Origin of the sequence: Oharaeibacter diazotrophicus (assembly GCF_004362745.1) — a bacterium.
Lineage (GTDB): Bacteria > Pseudomonadota > Alphaproteobacteria > Rhizobiales > Pleomorphomonadaceae > Oharaeibacter > Oharaeibacter diazotrophicus.
In genome coordinates, this window is record NZ_SNXY01000013.1 from 1 (window position 1) to 20,071 (window position 20,071).

13 protein-coding genes and 1 pseudogene are annotated in these 20,071 nt (G+C 73.8%); 6 read left to right on the forward strand and 8 right to left on the reverse strand.

Annotation, left to right across the window (positions count from 1 at the left end):
- Both EDD54_RS23590 and EDD54_RS22040 read right to left on the reverse strand, forming a co-directional pair.
- A pseudogene (locus tag EDD54_RS23590) lies at positions 1 to 113 on the reverse strand (ABC transporter ATP-binding protein); the annotation flags it as partial.
- 103 nt (positions 114 to 216) lie between these two features.
- Complete coding sequence (locus EDD54_RS22040; protein ID WP_126542085.1) at positions 217 to 1,740, reverse strand: FGGY-family carbohydrate kinase; 1,524 nt, start codon at positions 1,738 to 1,740, stop codon at positions 217 to 219.
- Positions 1,741 to 2,154: 414 nt separating this feature from the next.
- On the opposite strand from EDD54_RS22040, the gene EDD54_RS22045 reads away from it, so the two are divergent.
- From EDD54_RS22045 to EDD54_RS22065, 5 genes are all read left to right on the forward strand, one after another.
- Positions 2,155 to 3,873 (forward strand): glycerol-3-phosphate dehydrogenase/oxidase, encoded by a 1,719-nt coding sequence (locus tag EDD54_RS22045; RefSeq protein WP_126542083.1) that lies wholly within the window; start codon positions 2,155 to 2,157, stop codon positions 3,871 to 3,873.
- Positions 3,874 to 3,875: 2 nt separating this feature from the next.
- Entirely contained in the window at positions 3,876 to 4,664 is a 789-nt protein-coding gene (locus EDD54_RS22050; RefSeq protein ID WP_126542081.1) for a GntR family transcriptional regulator, read from the forward strand.
- Between the two features lie 489 nt (positions 4,665 to 5,153).
- Positions 5,154 to 5,660, forward strand: coding sequence for a (2Fe-2S)-binding protein (locus EDD54_RS22055; RefSeq protein WP_126542080.1), 507 nt, complete (start codon positions 5,154 to 5,156; stop codon positions 5,658 to 5,660).
- The gene (locus tag EDD54_RS22060) at positions 5,657 to 9,223 is read left to right on the forward strand and encodes a molybdopterin cofactor-binding domain-containing protein (protein ID WP_126542078.1); all 3,567 of its coding nucleotides are present in this window, start codon (positions 5,657 to 5,659) and stop codon (positions 9,221 to 9,223) included. The genes EDD54_RS22055 and EDD54_RS22060 overlap by 4 nt, the downstream gene beginning before the upstream one ends.
- A gap of 111 nt (positions 9,224 to 9,334) precedes the next feature.
- Positions 9,335 to 9,622, forward strand: coding sequence for a DUF7660 family protein (locus tag EDD54_RS22065; protein WP_126542076.1), 288 nt, complete (start codon positions 9,335 to 9,337; stop codon positions 9,620 to 9,622).
- Positions 9,623 to 10,005: 383 nt separating this feature from the next.
- Here EDD54_RS22065 and EDD54_RS22070 read toward each other — a convergent pair whose 3' ends face one another.
- The 6 genes from EDD54_RS22070 to alr all read right to left on the reverse strand — a co-directional run bounded on the left by EDD54_RS22070 (position 10,006) and on the right by alr (position 19,357).
- Complete coding sequence (locus EDD54_RS22070; protein WP_245515869.1) at positions 10,006 to 12,378, reverse strand: beta-glucosidase; 2,373 nt, start codon at positions 12,376 to 12,378, stop codon at positions 10,006 to 10,008.
- Positions 12,363 to 12,965: a cysteine hydrolase family protein gene (locus EDD54_RS22075; RefSeq protein WP_126542075.1), complete on the reverse strand. Its 603-nt coding sequence runs from the start codon at positions 12,963 to 12,965 to the stop codon at positions 12,363 to 12,365. Before EDD54_RS22075 ends, EDD54_RS22070 begins: the two co-directional genes overlap by 16 nt.
- A gap of 29 nt (positions 12,966 to 12,994) precedes the next feature.
- Positions 12,995 to 15,925, reverse strand: a complete 2,931-nt coding sequence (locus EDD54_RS22080) for a hypothetical protein (protein ID WP_126542074.1) — start codon at positions 15,923 to 15,925, stop codon at positions 12,995 to 12,997.
- A gap of 29 nt (positions 15,926 to 15,954) precedes the next feature.
- The gene (locus EDD54_RS22085; RefSeq protein WP_126542073.1) at positions 15,955 to 16,770 is read right to left on the reverse strand and encodes a ferredoxin--NADP reductase; all 816 of its coding nucleotides are present in this window, start codon (positions 16,768 to 16,770) and stop codon (positions 15,955 to 15,957) included.
- A gap of 125 nt (positions 16,771 to 16,895) precedes the next feature.
- The gene (locus tag EDD54_RS22090; protein WP_126542072.1) at positions 16,896 to 18,152 is read right to left on the reverse strand and encodes a D-amino acid dehydrogenase; all 1,257 of its coding nucleotides are present in this window, start codon (positions 18,150 to 18,152) and stop codon (positions 16,896 to 16,898) included.
- 68 nt (positions 18,153 to 18,220) lie between these two features.
- On the reverse strand, positions 18,221 to 19,357 hold the full coding sequence (gene alr / locus EDD54_RS22095; protein WP_126542071.1) for an alanine racemase: 1,137 nt from the start codon (positions 19,355 to 19,357) through the stop codon (positions 18,221 to 18,223).
- Positions 19,358 to 19,494: 137 nt separating this feature from the next.
- Here alr and EDD54_RS22100 point away from each other — a divergent pair, with 137 nt between their 5' ends.
- On the forward strand, positions 19,495 to 19,959 hold the full coding sequence (locus tag EDD54_RS22100; RefSeq protein WP_126542070.1) for an Lrp/AsnC family transcriptional regulator: 465 nt from the start codon (positions 19,495 to 19,497) through the stop codon (positions 19,957 to 19,959).
- Positions 19,960 to 20,071 lie beyond the last annotated feature (112 nt).

Here is a 20,071-nt window from a genome sequence, read left to right on the forward strand (position 1 = left end):
GACAGCGTCGGACCCAGCAGCACGTTGAGGCTCCCCGCCCGGAGCGTCATCGACACCCCCGATACGTGATCCTCTCCACCCACCGTCCGTCCGACGTCCACCAATTCGAGCATGGCTTGTTCCAGTGATCGCTCGCGCCGCGGCGCGGGGCCTCGTTCCGCGGGCACGGGGCGCCCGCGGTCGGTTCGGCGTCGGGTTTCGGGAAGACGGCGGTGGTCAGGCCACCAGCCGGTCGTCCTCGCGCCAGGCCGCGGACAGGGCGTCGGCGGTGGCGGTGTAACGGGCGTATTTGCGGGCGTGGTCGGCCTGACGCTCCGGCCGCGGCTCGAAGCGCCGCGCGGTCCTCGTCATCGCCGCGACCGCGCCGCGGAGGTCGGAATGGGCGCCGATCGCGGTCGCCGCGAGGATCGCGACGCCCTGGGCGCCGAGTTCGCTGCCGGCCGGCAGTTCGACCGGCAGGCCGAGCGCGTCGGCGAACATCTGCGCCCACAGCGGGCTGCGCGAGGCGCCGCCGGCGAGGCGCAGCACCGAGGGCCGCGCCGCGTCGGGGCCGGTGAGCAGACGGTCGATGTCCTGCTTGTGGGCGTAGACGATGCCCTCGAAGATGGCGCGCAGGACGTCGCCGAGGGTGTGCGAGGCGGTGAGGCCGAGCAGTCCGGCCGGCGCGCCGCCGGGGCCGCCGAACAGGAAGGGGAAGAACAGGATGTCGTTGGACTTGCCGAGGCTGCCCTCGATCAGCTCGTTGCAGACCGCGTAAATCGATTTGCCCTCGCGTTCCGCCCGCGCCGCCTCGCCGTCGAGGACGTTGCGGATGAACCATTCGAGGTTGCTCGCCGAGGTCGCGGCGCCCTCCGTGGCGATGAAGCCGCCGAGCGGGTAGGGGCTCTGGATGAACGGCAGGATCGACAGGCGGGGGGTGGCGTGCAGGGTCGAGTTGATCGAGAAGGTGCCGGCGACGACGCTGAGGTGGTCGGGATCGACCACGCCCGAGGCCATCGCCGCGGCGCTGACGTCGACAGCCCCGCGCACCACCGGCGTGCCGGCCCTGAGCCCGGTCAGGGCCGCCGCCGCCGCGGTGACACCGCCGACGATCTCGTCGGAGGGGCGGATCTCCGGCATCCGCGACAGCCAGTGCCGGATCCCGGTCATCTCGAAGAATTCTTCCGACCACGCCGCGCGCTCGACGTCGATCAGGCCGGCGATGCCGCCGTCGGAGGGGTCGGTGGAATAGTCGCCGGTGAGCCGGCCGCGCAGGAAGTCCTTGCAGAAGGCGACCTGGGCGGAGCGGCCGAAGAGCTCCGGCTCGTTGCGGTCGAGCCAGGGGATCAGCGCGGCGGAATGGCCGGCGAACAGGCGCTGCTGCACCTTGGCGCCGGCGGCGTCGTAGAGGCCCGAGGCCTTCCAGGACGCCAGCATCTCCGCCGTGCGGCCGTCGGTGGAGACGATGCCCGGGCGGACCGGGTCGCCGGCACCGTCGATCACGTAGAGGCCGCTGCCGTAGCCGGCGACCGAGACCGCGGCGACGTCGGCGGGGTCGGTGCCGGAGACCTCGAGCACCTCGCGCACCGCCTCGCACGCCATCCGCCACATCCGGTCGGGGTCGCGCTCGGTGTGCCCGGGCTTCGGGAACAGCATCTGGTTCGGCCGTCTGGCGCAGGCCCGTTCGACACCCGCGAGGTCGAACAGGGCGGCCTTGGTCATCGTGCCACCGGCGTCGATGCCGATCACGCGCTCCTTCATGGGGTCCCCTCCCGGTGCGGCAGAGCTTCGACGACGCGTCGGGACTCTCGATGGTCCCTCCTCGTGACGCGCCGCTCGGACGATCCGCTCCTCAACGGATCCCCCGGCCGACCCTGCCGCCAACTCGTAATGACAAGTAGACGGTACACCGGATTTGATCCATGTCAAGCGGCCCCGAGGTCGAAGAAAGCGCACATTCGTTGCTGCACGGCACAAGGCGGTTTTGCTGCGTTGCGACATGACGAGCCCGCCGTTTCGGCGCCGCAACGCGTCGCGGCCATGGATCGATGCGCTTCGCTGCTTCGTCCACTTGTCATTACAGGATGAGTGATCTTATGGTATCGCCGCGAACGGTGCGCGAGGGTCCGCGACGGGGCCCCGGACGGTGCCGGCGACGAGGAGGAGGGGACGACCATGCGCACGCGCGACGCGGTTCTCGGGCGGCTGGAGGCGGGCGAGGCGCCCGAGGTGCTGATCGTCGGCGGCGGCATCAACGGCGTCGGCGTCTACCGCGACCTCGCCGGCGAGGGCGTGGCGGCGCTGCTGGTCGAGCGCGGCGACTTCGCCTCCGGCACCAGCGCGGCGCCGTCGCGGCTGATCCACGGCGGCCTGCGCTATCTCGAGACCGGCGAGATGGCGCTCGTGCGCGAATCCGTCGAGGAGCGCAACCTCCTGCTCCTCAACGCCCCGCACGTGGTGCGGCCGATCCGCTGCTGGATCCCGCTGCGCTCCTGGTTCGGCGGCCTCGCCGGCACGGTGGCGCGCTTCATGCGCCTGACCCGCACGCCCGGCCGCAAGGGCGCGGTGCCGGTCAAGGTCGGCCTCGCCTTCTACGACCTGTTCGGCAACGCCCACCGCACCATGCCGCGGCACCGCTTCTTCTCGCGCGCCGCCGCGCTGGCGCGGGTGCCGCGGCTCGCCCCGTCGACCCGGGCGGTCGCCGAGTACTACGACGCCCGCATCAGCCACCCCGAACGGCTGACCATGGAGCTGGTCGCCGACGCCGAGGCGGCCTGTCCGGCCTCGCTGGCGGTGCCCTATCTCGCCGTCACCGGCATCCGCGCCGGCGCGGTCGAGCTGACCGACCGCGTCGACGGCCGGGTGGTGCGGGTGCGCCCGAAGGTGGTCGTCAACGCCTCCGGCGCCTGGCTCGACCAGGTCCACGGCGGGCTCGGGCTCGCCGAGAAGCTGGTCGGCGGCACCAAGGGCTCGCATCTCGTGATCCGCGCCCCGGACGTCGCCGCCGAGCTCGGCGAGATCATGCTCTACTTCGAGACCGAGGATCACCGTGCCTGCCTGATCTACCGGATGGACGAGGACCACGTCCTGCTCGGCACCACGGACCTGCGCACCGAGGATCCCGACGACGGCACCTGTTCGGCGGCCGAGATCGACTACCTGTTCGGCGTGCTGGCCGCGGTGATGCCGCAGGTGCGCTTCTCCCGCGCCGACATCGTGTTCCACTACGCCGGCGTCCGGCCGCTGCCGCGCACCGAGGGCGCCGTCGCCGGCGCGATCAGCCGCGACCACAGCATCCGCCGCTACGAGCCGAGCCCGGAGCGGCCCTTCACCATGCTGTCGCTGGTCGGCGGCAAGTGGACCACCTACCGCGCCTGCGCCGAGCAGATCGCCGACGGCGTGCTCGGCGTCCTCGGGCGCCGGCGCACCCGCTCGACGAAGACCGAGCCGATCGGCGGCGGCCGCGACTTCCCGCGCGACGACGCCGGCCGCGCCGCCTACGCCGCCGACCTCGCCCGCCGCACCGGCGTCGCGTCGGAGCGCGCGGCCCGGCTCGCCGACCGCTACGGCTCCACCGCCGCCGCGATCGCCGCCGCCGAGGTCGCCGACGGCGGCCGGATGCTCGCGGCGGCGCCGACCTACTCGCACGCCGAGATCGTCGCGATCACCCGCGACGAGCGCGTCACCCGGCTCGAGGACGTGGTGCTGCGCCGGACGCTGATGGGCTTCGAGGGGCTGGCGAGCGCTGCGCTGGTGGCCGAACTCGCCGAGATCGTCGGCGACGTCCTCGGCTGGAGTACGGAACGCCGCGCCGCCGAGCGCGACGCCTGCAACCGTTTGCTTCGCGAGCGCCATGGCGTATCACTGGGCGGGGAGCGGACCAGGGCGGCCTAGAGATGACGGACCGGGTGGCGGAACGGGAGGACGACGGGCGCGAGCCGTTCGCGGTGCGCCGCGACGCCGACGGCGGCGTGCCGCTGTGGTCGCAGCTGAAGTCGGCGCTGGTCGCCGACATCGTCGGCCGCAACCTGCCCGAACACACCCGCCTGCCGTCCGAGGCCGAGCTCTGCGCCTCCTTCGGCGTGTCGCGCACCGTGGTGCGCGAGGCGCTGAACCAGCTCGTCAACGAGCGGCTGATCTACAAGCTGCAGGGCAAGGGCGCCTTCGTCGCCGGCCGGCGCGACGAGCAGGACTTCGTCGGCACCCGCGTCGGCTTCTCCGGCGAACTCGCCGACAAGCAGAAGGTGATCGACCGCAAGGTGCTGCGCCAGGCCGTCGAGCCCGCCGACGAGCGGGTCCGGATGATGCTGCGCCTTGCCGAGGACGAGCCGCTGGTGGCGGTCGACCGCGTGCTCTCGGTCGACGGCGTGCCGCGGCTCTTGGTGCGCTGGCGGATGCCGGAGCGCCTCGTGCCCGGGCTCGACCGGGTGCCGCTGCACACCCGTTCGCTCTACGAGACCCTCAGCCGGCGCTACGGCGTCGTGTTCGACCGCGCCGAGCGCTGGATCGAGGCGACCGCGCCGCTCGAGCCCGACGCCCGCCTCCTCGGCGTCACCACCGGCACGCCGCTGCTCGGCATCGAATCCGTCGCCTTCGCCGCCGACGGCCAGCCGATCGAATACTACACCGCCCTCTACCGCACCGACCGCGCCCGCCTGCACATCCAGATCGGCGCCCCGCGTTAGGAGGGGACGACGCCCCGGTCCCCTGCCGTGGGTGGCGACCCGCGGCGGCCCCGCTTCCACTTTCCCTCTCGTGGGGGAGGGTAGATCCGGCAGCCGGCGTCGCCGCGTGCAGCCCGTATGCCGCGGGCGGGGTGCCGATCCGCGACGACCCCACCTCCTACCCTCCCCCTCGTGGCGGTGAGGCGAAGCCGAACGCCGCGGAGGCAGGCGACTCCGAGGCAGGCCGGTCGACGGCCGAAGGCCGGCGGGGTTGGGCCCGCTTCCCCCGCCGCGACGCCGATCTCCCCGCCGAGCCCCGGGCCGGCCACCCCGCCCCGCCGCTTTCGCGCCGCCCCTCCCCTCGTGGGGGAGGGTAGATGAGCGGCCCCGTGCCCCATCCGCATCACCCCGTAGAAATCGTTTGAATACCAATGAACCCGCGTTATCATCCGCCCCCGGGGACGCCGCCGGTTCGGCCGGTGGCGCCCGCCAGCGACGGACCGGAGCGCGATGACGGGCGAGCCCCTCCGACTGACGGTGAACGGCGAGATGCGGCCCGTAGCGGCCGCGCCGGAGACGTCGCTGCTCACGGTGCTGCGCAACGACCTCGGGCTCACCGGAGCCAAATACGGCTGCGGCCTCGGCGAGTGCGGCGCCTGCGCCGTGCTGGTCGACGGCCGCGTGGTCCGTTCGTGTACCATCCCCGTCGCCCGGGTCGCCGGCCGGTCGGTGGTCACGCTGGAGGGCCTCGCCCGCGAGGGACGACCGCATCCGGTCCAGCGCGCCTTCGCCGAGGCGCAGGCGGCCCAGTGCGGCTATTGCCTCAACGGCATGATCGTCGCCACCGTGGCGCTGCTGGCGCGCGACCCCGCGCCCTCCGAAGTCGCGATCCGCGCCGCGCTCGCACGCCACCTCTGTCGCTGCGGCACCCACGTCGAGATCCTCGCCGCGGTCCGCCTCGCCGTCCGCCTGACCGCCGAGGCCGGCGGGACGATCGTCCGGGAGACCGCATCGTGACCGCCCCGCGCGAGCGCCCGGCCGCCGACCACGGCGCGGCCGCCGACAGCCTGACCGTCTGGCGTGCCGGCCCGGCCGGACGCGAGATCTTCCTCGCGATCGACGGCGCCGGCGCCGTCACCGGCTTCAACGGCCACGTCGACCTCGGCACCGGCATCCGCACCGCGCTCGCCCAGATCGTCGCCGAGGAACTCGACGTCGCCCCCGCCGCGGTCGCCATGGTGCTCGGCACCACCGGCGCCGCGCCCGACCAGGGCCCGACCATCGCCAGCGAGACCATCCAGGTCGCCGCCGAGCCGCTGCGCCGCGCCGCCGCCACCGCCCGGACGTGGCTCCTTGCCCGCGCCGCCGAACGCTTCGCCGCGCCGGTCGATGGGCTGAGCGTCGACGACGGCCTCGTCCGTCACGGCAACGAGGCGGTCGGCTTCGGCGAGCTCGTCCGCGGCGGTCCGCACGCGATCGCGCTCGACCCCTCGGCCCCGGTCAAGCCGGTGGCGGCCTACCGCGTCGTCGGCACCTCGACGCCCCGGGTCGACATCGCCGACAAGACGCTCGGGCGCTGGACCTACGTGCACGACGTCCGCGTCCCCGGCATGCTGCACGGCCGGGTCGTCCGCCCGCCCCACGTCGGCTGGGACCACGGCCCCGGCGTCGGCTCCAGCCTGATCGCGGTCGACGAAGCCTCGGTTTCTGGCATCGCCGGCGTCGTCGCGGTGGTGGTGGTCGGCGACTTCGTCGGCGTGGTCGCGACCCGCGAGGAGATCGCCGCCACGGCCGCCGACAGGCTGGCGGTGACCTGGGCCGAGCAGCCCACCCGGCCGGACCTCTCCGACCTCGAGGCCGCGATCCGCGCCAATCCGGCGAAGACCCGCGTCCTCGCCGACCGCGGCGACGTCGAGCGCGCGCTCGCCGCCGCGACGCCGGCGATGAACCGCACCTACGTCTGGCCCTACCAGATGCACGGCTCGATCGGGCCGTCCTGCGCCGTCGCCGACGTGAGGGCCGACGGCGTCACGGTGTGGTCGGGCACCCAGAACCCGCATTTCATGCGGCGCGACCTCGCGCGCCTCCTGGACCTCCCAGAGACCGCGATCGTGGTCGAGCGGCTGGAGGCCGCCGGCTGCTACGGCCGCAACTGCGCCGACGACGTCACCGCCGACGCCGCCCTCCTGTCGCGGGCGGTCGGCCGGCCGGTGCGGGTGCAGCTGACGCGGGCGCAGGAGCACGGCTGGGAGCCGAAGGGCGCCGCCCAGGTGATCGACGTCCGCGGCGGGCTCGACCGCGAGGGCGGGCCGATCGGCTACGACTTCGAGACGCGCTATCCCTCCAACCTCGCGCCGACGCTGGCGCTGATCCTGACCGGCAAGGTCCCGCCGGTGCCGGACGTGGTCGAGATGGGCGACCGCACCGCGATCCCGCCCTACGCCTTCGGCAACCTGCGCGTCGCCGTCCACGACATGCCACCGCTCGCCCGCGCCTCCTGGTTCCGCGGGGTGTCGGCGATGCCGAACAGCTTCGCCCACGAGAGCTTCGTCGACGAACTCGCCGCCGCCGCCGGGGTCGACCCGATCGAATACCGGCTGCGCTACCTGACCGACCCGCGCGCGATCGACCTCGTCCACGCCGTGCGCGAACGCGCCGGCTGGACCGCGCGGACCCGCTGGGGCACCGAGGGCGGCGAAGGCGACCTGCTCTACGGCCGCGGCTTCGCCTACGCGGTCTACGTCCACGGCAAGTTCCCGGGCACGGCGGCGGCGTGGTCGGCCTGGGTCGCCGACGTCGCCGTCAACCGGCGCACCGGCGAGGTCGCGGTCACCCGGGTCACGGTCGGCCAGGATTCCGGGTTGATGATCAACCCGGACGGCGTCCGTCACCAGATCCACGGCAACGTGGTGCAGTCGGTCGGCAGGGTGCTGAAGGAGAAGGTCGCCTTCGGTCCGGCCGGGGTCGAGAGCCTGGAATGGGGCGGCTATCCGCTGCTGACGTTCGAGGAATTGCCCGAGATCGACGTGGTGATGCTGCCCCGTCCCGACGAGCCGCCGCTCGGCGTCGGCGAGAGCGCCTCGGTGCCGAGCGCGGCGGCGATCGTCAACGCCGTCTACGACGCCACCGGCCTCCGCTTCCGCGAACTGCCGCTGACGCCCGACCGCGTGCTCGCCGCCCTGCGCGCGCGCGGCCTTTCCACCTCCGAGCCGCCGCGGCTGCCGGGGCCGCGCGCCGGGGAGAAGCACGGGGGCGAGAAGCGCCGGCGCTGGTTCGGCCTCGGCGCCGCCGGCCTCGCCGGCGCGGCCTTCGCCGGGCTCGCGACGCTGTCGCCGATCCGCGGGGCGTTTCCCGAGATCGCCCGGCCGGACCCGGCCGCCTTCTCCGCCGCCGCCGTCGAGCGCGGCCGGCTGGTCGCCGCCGCCGGCGCCTGCGCCGCCTGCCACGACGGCCCGGACGGCACGCCGCTTTCGGGCGGCCGCGCCTTCGCGACGCCCTTCGGCACGGTCCACGCCGCCAACGTCTCGCCGGACGCGGTCACGGGCATCGGCGCGTGGTCCTACCCGGCCTTCGTGCGCGCCATGCGCGAGGGCGTTTCGCGCGACGGCCGCCACCTCTACCCGGTCCATCCCTACACGTCCTTCGTCGACGTCGCCGACGCCGACCTGCAGGACCTCTACGCCTACGTCATGAGCGCGGCGCCGGTGCGCGCGCCGACGCCGCCGGCCGAGATGCGCCCGCCCTTCGGCTTCCGCCCGCTGATGGCCGGGTGGAACGCGCTGTTCCTGCGCCCGACCGCGGTCGCCGCCGATCCGGCCCGCGGCGAGGCGTGGAACCGCGGCGCCTATCTGGTCGAGGGCCTCGGCCATTGCAGCGCCTGCCACAGCCCGCGCAACGCCCTCGGCGCCGAGGCGCGCGGGGCCGCGCGCTGGTCCGGCGGCGAGGCCGACGGCTGGCACGCCCCGGCCCTCGGCACCGCGTCCGCCGGGCCGGTCGGCTGGACCGCCGACGCGCTCTACGAGTATCTCCGCACCGGCGGGGCCGCCGGCCACGGCGCCGCGGCCGGACCGATGGCGGCGGTGGTCGCCAGCCTGTCGGCGCTGCCCGACGCCGACATCCGGGCGATGGCGACCTATCTCGCCACCCTCGACGGCCCGGCGGTGACGCCCGAGACGGCCGCCCGCCAGACCGCCGACGCGCTTTCCGCCGCCGAGGCGGCGCGGACGGTCGCGGCCGAGATCGCGCCGGCGGGCGCGCGGATCTTCGAGGGCGCCTGTTCGTCCTGCCACGAGGGCGGCCCGCTCGCCGCGCTGGCGCTGTCGACGTCGCTGCACGCGGCCGCGCCGACCAACGCGCTCGCCGCGCTCCTCCACGGCGTCGACGCCCCCGCCGCCTTCGCGCACCGGGCGGCGCTACCCGAGGAGGTCATGGCCATGCCCTCCTTCGCCGCCTCGCTCTCCGACCGCCAGCTCGCCGACCTCCTCGCCTACCTCCGCGCCCGCTTCGCCCCCGCCGCCCCCGCCTGGGACGCCTCGGCCGCGACCGTCGCCGCCGGGCGGGGCGCGTTCGCGGGCGGGTAGGGGAGGGGGTGTCCCGGCAGCCCTCGCAGACCCGCGCGAACCGGCGCTTCCGGTTGCAATCGGTGGAGGCAGCGATACGCTCGGGCGCGGCGATGAAAGGAGCGCCAGGAGATGGAAATCGACCCGGAGAACATATCGGCCGAGGAGTTCGACAAAGAAGACGACCTGGATATTGAGCTCGATCCGGCAACCGTGACGGACAAAGAGCGCCTCGTCGAGTTCATCAAAAATCTCATGATGGACTTCGAAAAAAATAAGGATCGCTGGGAGAGCTGGACTATCGATGATTATCTGGAGGCGATGGCCGCATTTTTGCACGACACCAGAGTGGACAATAAGATAACAAACAAGTTTCAGATGGTAGCCGTGTGTCTCGTGGCGGCGAGCGCATATGAATAGTGGATTTTGTCGCTTGAAGCTTCTCGGAACTCCAGATCGTCCCGACTTGTCTTGAATTGTCAGAAAAACTGATTTCTAGACCGATTCTGAACGAATTGACGTTGGCATCCTGAAAGGCAGAACACCGCGACCCTGCGTCGGCGATCAAATCATCCCGTCGTCAGTTTATCGTTTTCGATCACCGTCCCATGGCATTTGTATATTCACCAATTTTGTACCTGTCTTTGGCGATCAAATACTGAACGTGATCGTTGAAACAATGAGCCCAGTCGTCTTTGTTCTTGCCGAACGAGATGACAAACATCCCTCCCCCGCGGCCATTCAGCCGTGTCTCGCCCACAGGAGCAGGATGCGGCGGATACGGCTTCCGCGCCTGCCATTTCCTACCCCTCCTCGCGCTCCGCCGCCGCGTTCATCTCCGCGAGCAGGGTTTCGACGTCGTCGTCGGGGAGGGTGACGCGGAGGCGACGTTCCAGCGTTGTGAAGAGGCCGAAGAAGCTGTCGCGGCCGTGCTCGATCACCGCGTCGGCCTCGGCGGCGGAGAGCGCGAGCCGGCGGACGAGGGCGGCGGCGAGCGCCGCGCGCGGGCCGGGGCGATCGATCACGAAGGCCGGCTGGGTGTCGCGGCGGATCGGGCGCTGGGGCGCCGGATGTCCCCAGGGGATCTCCAGCGTCAGCGGCAGGTCGCGCGAGGAGGCGCCGGCACGGAAGGTGACGGCGCCGCCGCCGGTGACCCACCGGCCGCGGGCGGTGTCGTAGCGCGCGAGGTCGGCGACCGTGACCGGGATCGCCACGTCCCGCCGTTCGCCGGCGGGGATCTCGACGACGGAGAAGCCCTTCAGGGCCCGGACCGGGCCCGCCCGGTCCGCGGCGTCGGCGGCATAGAGCTGCACCACCGCCCGGCCCGGCCGCCGGCCGCCGTTGGCGACCGTGACCGTCAGCGTCAGGGTGCCGTCGCGGCCGATCGTGGCGCGGTCGGCGGCGAGGCCCTCGTAGGCGAAGCGGGTGTAGGACAGGCCGTGGCCGAACGGGAACAGCGGTTCGAGGCCGAGCCGGTCGTACCAGCGGTGACCGACGTGGACGCCCTCGGCGTAGACGTGGCGGCCGTTCTCGCCGGGATAGCTGTGGATCGCCGGGATCTGCCCGAGCGCGGCGGGGAAGGTCGTCGTCAGCCGGCCCGACGGCTCGGCGCGGCCGAACACGAGGTCGGCGACCGCCCGGCCCATGCCCTGGCCGGCGAAGAATACCGCCAGCACCGCCCGCGTTTCGGCGAGCCAGGGCATCGCCACCGCGTCCGGCATGGCGGCGACGACCACAACCGGCACGCCGGTGGCGGCGAGCGCGGCGACGAGGTCGTCCTGGCCCGGGGCGAGGGCGAGGTCGCGGCGGTCGGCGTTCTCGCCGTCGGCGCCGACTTCGGTGTGCACGAACACGATCGCGACGTCGGCGGCGGATACGCCCGCGACCGCGGCGGCGAGGGCGCCGGGATCGGCGCCGTCCGCGCCGTGGCCGTCGAAATAGGTGATCTCGACCGCGGGGCCGGCGACCTCGCGGAGCGCGGCGAGCGGGATCTCGACCCGGGTCGGCCGGGTCGTCGCCGAGCCGGAGCCCTGGATCACCGGCGCGACCGCGGCGCGGCCGACCACGGCGAGGCGGAGGCCCGGGCGCGGCTCCAGCGGCAGGAGGTCGCCCTCGTTGCGCAGCAGCACCGCCGAGCGGGCGGCGAGACGGACAGCGAGCGCGTGGTGGGCGTCGGCGTCGAAGCCGGCTTCCGTGGCGCCGTCGCCGACGAGTGCCGCGCGGGCCGCGCGGGCCGCGTCCGCACGGGCGACGAGCGCGAGCACGCGGGCCGCCGCCTCGTCCAGCGCTTCGCGCGGCAGGCGGCCGTCCGCGAGCGCGGCGGCGAGGGCGGCGCGCCGGCTCGGGTTCTCGGGCATGTCGAGATCGCAGCCGGCGACGAGCGCGGCCGGGCGGTCCTTGACCGCGTGCCAGTCGGAGACGACCAGCCCGTCGAAGCCGAGGTCGCCGCGCAGGATGTCGGTCAGGAGCCGCCGGCTCTCGGACGCCTGCTCGCCGCCGAGGCGGTTGTACGCGGACATCACCGTCCAGGGCCGGCCCTTGGCGATGGCGCGGGCGAAGGCGGCGAGATGGACCTCGCGCAGCGCCCGCTCCTCGACCACCGAGTCCATGGTGGTGCGCTCGATCTCGCTGTCGTTGCAGGCGAAATGCTTCAGGCAGACGCCGACGCCCTCGCCCTGCAGGCCGGCGATCAGCGCGCCGGCGAGGTCGCCGGAGAGGACCGGATCTTCCGAGTAGTATTCGTAGGCGCGGCCGGCGAGCGGAGTGCGGCGCAGATTCACCCCCGGCCCGAGCAGGATGTCGACGCCGAGGGCGCGCGCCTCGCGGCTGAGGGCGGCGCCCATCTCTGCGAGGAGGTCTACGTCGAACGAGCAGGCGACCGCCGATCCGGTCGGGAAGCAGGTGGCGGGCAGGGTGCCGTCGTCGGCCGCGGCCGCGTCGGCGCGGCGGGCGACGGCGGCGAGGAAGGCGTCGAGCGGCGCGCCGACGCCGGCGGCGTCCTGGTCGCGGGCGACACGCAGGCCGTAGGTGCCGTCGGCCATGGTCAGGGCGCGGACGCCGAGCCGCGGCACCGCCGCGGTCCGCCACATGCCGGCACCGGAGACGAGGTCGAGCTTTTCCGCGTCGGTGAGGGCGGCGAGGGTGGCGGCGACGTCCATGGTCAGCGCCCCGGCCAAGCGGCGAGCAGCTCGTCGGTGGTGACGACGTCGACCTGGCGGTCGAGCCGCGGCAGCAGCGTCCCGATCACGGCGCGGTGGGCCTCGTCGGAGCCGCTGGCGAGGGCGTCGGAAACGACGACGGCGTGCAGGCCCATGTCGACGGCGTCGAGCAGGCTGGCGAGCACGCAGACGTCGGTCTCGACGCCGGTGAACACCACGGTGTCGACGCCGCGGCGGGCGAGGGCCGCGCGCAGCGCCGGCTCCTTCATCACGGAATAGGTCGGCTTGTCGAAGACACGGTCGGGCGTCGCGATGGCGGCGAGCGGGGCGACGAGGTCGATCAGCTCCGGCGCGATCGCCTCGCCGGTGACGCCGCGCCAGTGCTCGTAATAATGCCGCCAGCGCCCGGCGGCGGCAGCCGGGTTCGGCGGCACGGTGAAGCGGGCGAAATAGCTGTCGCGCGGGTGGGCGGCGGCGATCCGGACCACGTTGGGCAGCACGGCGGAAAGACCCGGCGTGTGCCAGTCGGTCGCCTCGGCGAACAGGCGCTGCATGTCGATCACGAGATGGACGGCGCCGGGGCCGAGGGGAGCGTGGAGCGGCATCGGGTCTCCGGAGCGGGGGAGGGCGGGTGTCAGGACCGCCGCGCCAGGAGCCGCGGCGGGGCGAGCAGCCCCGACGGCGGCGGCGCGGCGGCGAGCGGCGTGCCCTGGTGGTAGCGGTTGGCGGCGGTGTTGCGGACGTCGAGTTCCAGGACGACCCGGCCGGCCCGGATGCCGAGCGCGAAGCGGCGGGCGCCGGCGACGCGGGTGCCGAGGTCGACGCCGTCGAGGCGGGCGGTCACGGTCTCGCCGACGGCGGGGAGATCCAGCGTCCAGGCGGCGGGGAAGGGCAGGTCGACCGTGCGGCGGTAGGTACCGGTGCCGGAGAAGGCCGCGAAGCCCTGCACCTCCCAGCCGCGATCGACCGCCACCTGCACGGGCCCGGCGCCGGGGACGGCGAGGGTCCAGCCGTCGGGGAGGTCGATCACGGCGATCGGGTCGGCTTCGGCCGGCGGCGGCGCCGGGTGGAGCGGGGGGGTGATTGCGTGAGGCTGCCAATCATCCTTCCCCTCAGGGGGTGAGGCGAAGCCGAACGCCGAGGAGGCGGGCGACTCCGAGGCAGGCAGTGGCCCGGAGGGCCGGAAGGGGTCGCCTTTGCGGGTCGGACCAGATGCGTTTTGGTCGAGCTGAGCCTCGATCCGATCCAGAACGGGCGGGTAGACGGGAAAAAGGGCGACCCCTCCCCCTCGCTCCGCTCGGACCCTCCCCTGAGGGGAGGGATGAATTTCGGTGTCGAGCGAGTGCTCCGCGTCGACCGGCACGGCCGCGCCATCCCCTTCGCGAACGGCCCGGCCGTTCGCCTCTCGAACCTCCACGCCATCCGCCACCTCGACACACAGGATCTCCTGCGCGCCGAGCACCATCGCCCGATCCCATCCGATCTCCGTCCGGCGGCCGTCCTCGGGGTGCCAGCGGGTCGCGCTCGCGCGGCCCTCGGCGGGGCGGAGGATCCGCGGCCGGTCGGCGTCGTTGAGGATCGCGAGGCGGAGCGCGCCCGGAACGCGCATCGCCGCGCACCAGGTCGGCCCGCCCTCGAGGACGACGGGCGCGAGCGGCGCGAGGTCGGCGGCGACGCGGGCGCGGACGGCGGCCTCGTCGGCGGGGCGGTCCGGGTCGATCCGCCCGGCGAGAACGGCGGCGGCGGCCCGGGCGCCAGCGTTCCGGCCGGCGCGGGCGGGCAGGGGGCCGGAGGCGACCACCCGGCCGCCGGCGTCGGCGAAGGCGGCGATCGCCGCGGCGGTGGCGGCGTCCGCGAGCGCCTCGACCGCCGGCAGCAGCAGCACCGACCGGCCGACGAGGGCGCCGGCGGCGATCGTGCCCTCCGAGACGATCTCGTGGCCGACGCCGGCTTCGGCGAGCGCCTTGGCCCACCAGCCGAAATGGCGGCCGCAGGCGGGCGCGGGGGTGCCGGCGCGGATGGTCTCGAGCGGATGGAGGAGCGCCACCGGCCGCACCGGCTCGCCGTCCTCGAGGAAGGCGGAGAGACGGGCGAGCTCGGCGAACACGGCCGAGCAGTCGGCCCACCAGGGTTCCCGGTCGATGCCCGGCGGGAAGTCGAAGCGCGGGTTCGGCACGTCCGAGCCGTCGGGCGCGCGGCCGTCGTCGAGGTAGACCGCGTGGAACAGGAACTGGCGGGCGCCGGCGAGGGTGTGGCGGACCGCCTGGGCGCGCAGGCGTTCGAGCGTCAGGTCCCACTGGCCGGTCCAGCCGGGGCGACCGCGCTCGCGGCCGGTGGAATATTGCTCGACGACGCAGCGGCTGCGTCCGTTCGCGCGGGCGACACTGTCGCCGATCCGGGCGGAGACCTGGGGGGCGTAGTCGCAGGCGTCGACCGCGGTCGCGGTGCGGAAGGCGTCGACCGCGAAGGGGTCGACGCCGGGCATGACGCGCGGGTCGACGCCGCCGAGGCCGTCGAACAGGCCGAAGGCGCCGACGTGGGTGAGGAGTTCGTGGCCGGTGAGGCCGAGGCCGAGGGCGTCGGCGCGCCGGCGCAGCGTGCCGAAGAAGGCGGCGTGCATCCGCTCGGCGTAGTCCTCGAGGAAGGCGGCGCGGAGGGCGTCGTCCCCGGCGGGATCGACGACGGCCAGCAGCACCCGTCCGAGGCCGGCGGCGTCGACCGTGGGGAAGGCGAGGACCGCCTCGTCCCAGAGCAGGCTGTTGCCGAGCATGCCGAAGCGGCCGTCCCAGTCCTGGAAGCCGGCGTAGGGGTGGTCGAAGAAGAAGCCGTCGACGACGCCCGGCCGGCGGGCGGCGTGGCGGGCGTAGCGCGCGTGGACGACGTCGGCGAAGCGCTCGGCGGTCTCGGGGCGGAGGTAGTTGACGAGCCGGGAGGTCTCGCAGCGCGCGGCGAGGAAGACGGTGACGGCAGCGCCCTGGGCGAGGCCCGCGACGTCGACGGTCGCGACCGCGCCGCGTTCGCCGGCGGGCTCTACGGTGGCGGGGAGCGCTTCCCCGCCCGGCCCGACCGCGGCGACCACCTGCCAGTCGCCCCAGACCGCCCGTCCGCCCTCGAGGCACCAGGCGCGGCCGGCGGGGCCGAGGAAGTCGAGGAAGGGCGAGCGGATGTCCGTGACCGCGACCGCGAGCGGGCCGACGGCCGGATCGGCGTTGCCGCGGGCCCAGAACAGGTGGCGCTCGCGCAGGTCGTCGCGGCCCGCGACGGTGCGGCCGCCGCCGTGGCCGGACATCCAGTTGTAGTCGTCGTAGACCGTCACCGCCATGCCGAGCCGGCCGGCGGCGTCGACGGCGCGATCCCAGGCGGCGAACCAGGCGTCGGAGAGATAGTCGGCGAGCGGCAGGCCGAGGCGGGCCTGCACCATCACGGTCATGATGCCGGCGCGCGCCATGTCGGCGAGGCCGGCGTCGATCTCGTCGGCCGCCGGCAGCCGCGGCCAGAACCAGAAGGCGGCCGGGCGGAAGCGGCGGTCTGGGTCGGCGAACCAGGCGGGTGCGGTCGGCTCCATCGGCTCCGTCCTCCCCGTCCCGTCCATCCTCAACCCACGAAGGCGCGTTCCACCACGAACTGGCCGGGGGCGGCGTTGGAGCCCTCGGCGAGGCCGAAGTCCTCGAGGATGGACTTGGTCTCCTTCAGCATCGCCATCGAGCCGCAGATCATGCCGCGGTCGGTCTCCGGCGTGATCGCGGGCACGCCGAGGTCGGCGAACAACTGCCCGGAGCGCATCAGGTCGGTGACGCGGCCCATGCGCGGCGACGGCTCGCGCGTGGTGGTGCCGTGGAAGCGCAGCTTGTCGGCGGCGATCTCGCCGATCAGCGGATCGGCGGCGATGCCGGCGACCAGTTCGCTCGCGTAGGTCAGTTCGGCGACCTCGCGGCAGGTCTGGACGAGGATCACCTCCTCGAACTTCTCGTAGGTCTCGGGGTCGCGCACCACCGAGGCGAAGGGCGCGACGCCGGTGCCGGTCGAGAACAGCCACAGCCGCCGGCCCGGCAGCAGCGCGTCGAGCACCAGCGTGCCGGTCGGCTTCTTGCGCATCAGCACGGTGTCGCCGGGACGGATCTTCTGCAGGTGCTCGGTCAGCGGCCCGTTCTCGACCTTGATCGAGAAGAACTCGACCTCCTCGTCCCACGACGGGCTGGCGATCGAATAGGCGCGGAACACCGGCCGCTCGGCGTTGGGCAGGCCGATCATCACGAACTCGCCGGAGCGGAAGCGCAGGCTGGCCGGGCGGGTGATGCGGAAGGAGAACAGGCGGTCTGTGTAGTGGCGCACCGACACCACGGTCTCGGCGAACACGCCGTCGGGAATCGGGAAGCGCTGCGGCACGGCGTCGGACACGACTGCGGACATGGCGGAACTCGTCTCGGGCGGATCTCGTCTCGTTCGTATACTAACAACATATTCCGCACGCCCTGTCACCTCCGCGCGTCGCCGCAGGGGGCGGACGGCCCGTGCCGCCTCGGCACCCCGCGCCGTCAGGCCGCGTAGCGCGACAGCGCGAGGTCGTCGGCCGGGATCTCCGGGCGGCGGCCGCCGATCAGGTCGGCGAGCACGGCGGCGGAGCCGCAGGCCATGGTCCAGCCGAGCGTGCCGTGGCCGGTGTTGAGCCAGAGGTTGCGGTACTTGGTGGCGCCGATCACCGGCGTGCCGTCCGGCGTCATCGGCCGGAGTCCCGACCAGAAGCTCGCGCCGGCGAGATCGCCGCCGCCGGGGAAGAGGTCGCCGACCGAGTGCTCGAGCGTGCCGCGGCGCCGGGTCGGCAGGTCGGTGGAGAAACCGGAGATCTCGGCCATGCCGCCGACGCGGATGCGGTCGCCGAGCCGGGTGATCGCCACCTTGAAGGTCTCGTCCATCACGGTCGAGACCGGCGCGCGGCTCTCGTCCAGGATCTGCGCGGTGATGCTGTAGCCCTTGACCGGGTAGACCGGCACGCGGATGCCGAGCGCGCCGAGCGCCCGCGGCGTGTAGCTGCCCATGGCGGCGACGACGGCGTCGGCGGTCACGGTGCCGGCGCTGGTGCGCACGGCCGCGATGCGGTCGCCGTCGCGCTCGAAGCCGTCGACGCGGACGCCGTGGCGGAACACGACGCCCGTCTCGGCGGCGAGGGCGGCGAGCGCGTTGGTGAACTTGAAGCAGTCGCCGGTCTCGTCGTTCGGCAGGCGCAGGCCGCCGACGAACTTGCCGCGCACCGCCGCCAGCGCCGGCTCGGCGCGGATGCAGCCGTCGGCGTCGAGCACCTCGAAGGGCACGCCGTCGGCGCGGAGCACCGCGATGTCCTTGTCGGCGGCGGCGAGCTGCTTGTCGGAGCGGAACAGCTGCAGCGTGCCCATGCTGCGCTCGTCGTATCGGATAGCCGTCCGCTGGCGGAGCGCGATCAGCCGGTCGCGGCTGTATTCGGCGAGGCGCACCATCCGGCCCTTGTTGACCGCGTAGCGGCCGGCCGTGCAGTTGGCCAGCATGGCGGCCAGCCAGCGATACATGTCGGGGTCGAGGGTCGGGCGCAGGATCAGCGGGGCGTGGCGCATGAACAGCCACTTCACCGCCTTCTGCGGGATGCCGGGCGCAGCCCAGGGCGAGGCGTAGCCGGGCGAGATCTCGCCGGCGTTGGCGAAGCTGGTCTCGAGGCCCGGGCCGGGCTGGCGGTCGATCACCTCGACCTCGTGTCCGGCGGCGGCGAGATAATAGGCGGTCGTCACGCCGACGACGCCGCTTCCGAGCACGGCGACCTTCATGGCACGTCCTGTCCGTGGAGAACGATGGGAAACGGGAGGGGAGTCCGGGAGCCCGGCGGGCCGCGCCGTCAGGCGGCGGGGCCGGCCTCGAGGTAGCGGCGCTCGTAGCGCGCGCCGAGCCGGGTCAGGATCTCCCAGGCGATGGTGTCGGCGGCGTCGGCGACGTCCTGCAGGCTCTGGTGCGGGCCGACCAGCTCGACCATCGCGCCCTCGGCGAGCGCACCCTCGGGCAGCGCCGAGACGTCGACCGTGAGGCTGTCCATCGAGACGCGGCCGACGATCGGCAGTCGGACGCCGTCGAACCAGACGGCGCCGCGGCCGCCGAGGTGGCGCGGCCAGCCGTCGGCGTAGCCGACGCCGATCGTCGCGAGCCGGGTCTCGGCGGAGGTGACGTGGGAAAGGCCGTAGCCGACGCCGGTGCCGGCCGCCACGGTCCGCAGCTGGACCACCGGCGCCTCGAGGGTCACGACCGGGCGCAGGCCCGCGTCGGTGCGCCCCGTCGGCTCGACGCCGTAGAGCGCGAGGCCGGGGCGGGTCACCTCGTGGCCGAAGCCGGCGAAGGCCGAGCCGGCGGAGTTGGCGAGGGCGCGCGGCGCCGCCGGCAGGCGGTCGGCGAGGGCGACGAAGGCGGCGTGCTGGGCGGCGTTGGCCGGATTGGCCGGCTCGTCGGCGCAGGCGAGATGCGACATCACCAGCACGACCTCGACGCCGTCGAGCATGGTCGGGTCGGCGGCGAGGGTGTCGACCTCGGCCGGCGACAGTCCGAGCCTGGACATGCCGCTGTCGACCTGCAGCGCGGCCGGCAGGCGCCGGTCGCGCCGGCGCGCCTCGGCGGCGTAGCGGGCGACCTGGGGCAGCGAGTTCAGCACCGGCACCGCGCCGGTCTCGACCGCGAGCGCCTCGGCGCCGGGCACGAGACCGTTCAGCACGAACAGCCGGGCCTCCGGCGGCAGCGCGCGGCGCAACTCGACCGCCTCGCCGAGCTGGGCGACGAAGAAGCTTCGGCAGCCGGCGGCGGCGAGCGCGCGGGCGACGCGGCGGGCGCCGAGGCCGTAGGCGTCGGCCTTGACCACGGCGCCGGTCTCGGCACCCGGCTGGCGGGCGGCGACGGCGCGCCAGTTGGCGACGACGGCGCCGAGGTCGATCGTCAGGCGGCCCGCGCCCGTGTGCGAATCCTGCGTGACCAGCCAGGCGTCGGCGTACATCGGCGGCTACCCCGCGGAATTGGTGAACGCTCCGATCATAGGAGGAGATCGTTCGAAGGTGCTGCCGTTCCACGCTAGGTCATTGCGATTTCAAATTCCTTGCCGCATGTTGTTGCGCAAAACGAAAGGAAATTGCGTTGGCCCTGGACGAGATCGACCGCCGCATCATCCGCCGCCTGCGCGTCGACGGCCGGATCTCCAACGTCGACCTCGCGCGCGACGTCGGGCTGTCGCCCTCCGCCTGCCTGCGGCGGCTCCGGACGCTGGAGGAGACCGGCACCATCCGTGGCTACACCGCGATCGTCGCCGGCGAGGCGGGCGACGGCACCGTGGCGATCGTACGCATCACCCTCGACCGACAGACCGAGGAGTCGCTCGACCGTTTCGAGGCGGCGATCCGCCGCCATCCCGAGATCCGGGAGTGCTTCCTGATGACCGGCGACGCCGACTATCTGCTGCGCGTCGAGGCGCGCAGCGCGGCCGACTACGAGGTGATCCACAAGGAGATCCTGTCGCGCCTGCCGGGGGTGGCGCGGATCCAGTCGAGCTTCGCGATCCGCAGCGTCCTGACCCTGCCGGAGAGCCGGCGCGGCGACGGTTGATCGCCCCCCGCCGGCGGGCCGCCGAGGGGATCGGCGACCCGCCTCCCGGGGGGACGTGTGGGTGTCACCGCACGGGTCGGCGCCGGGTAGAGCGCCTTATATTGATGGCATG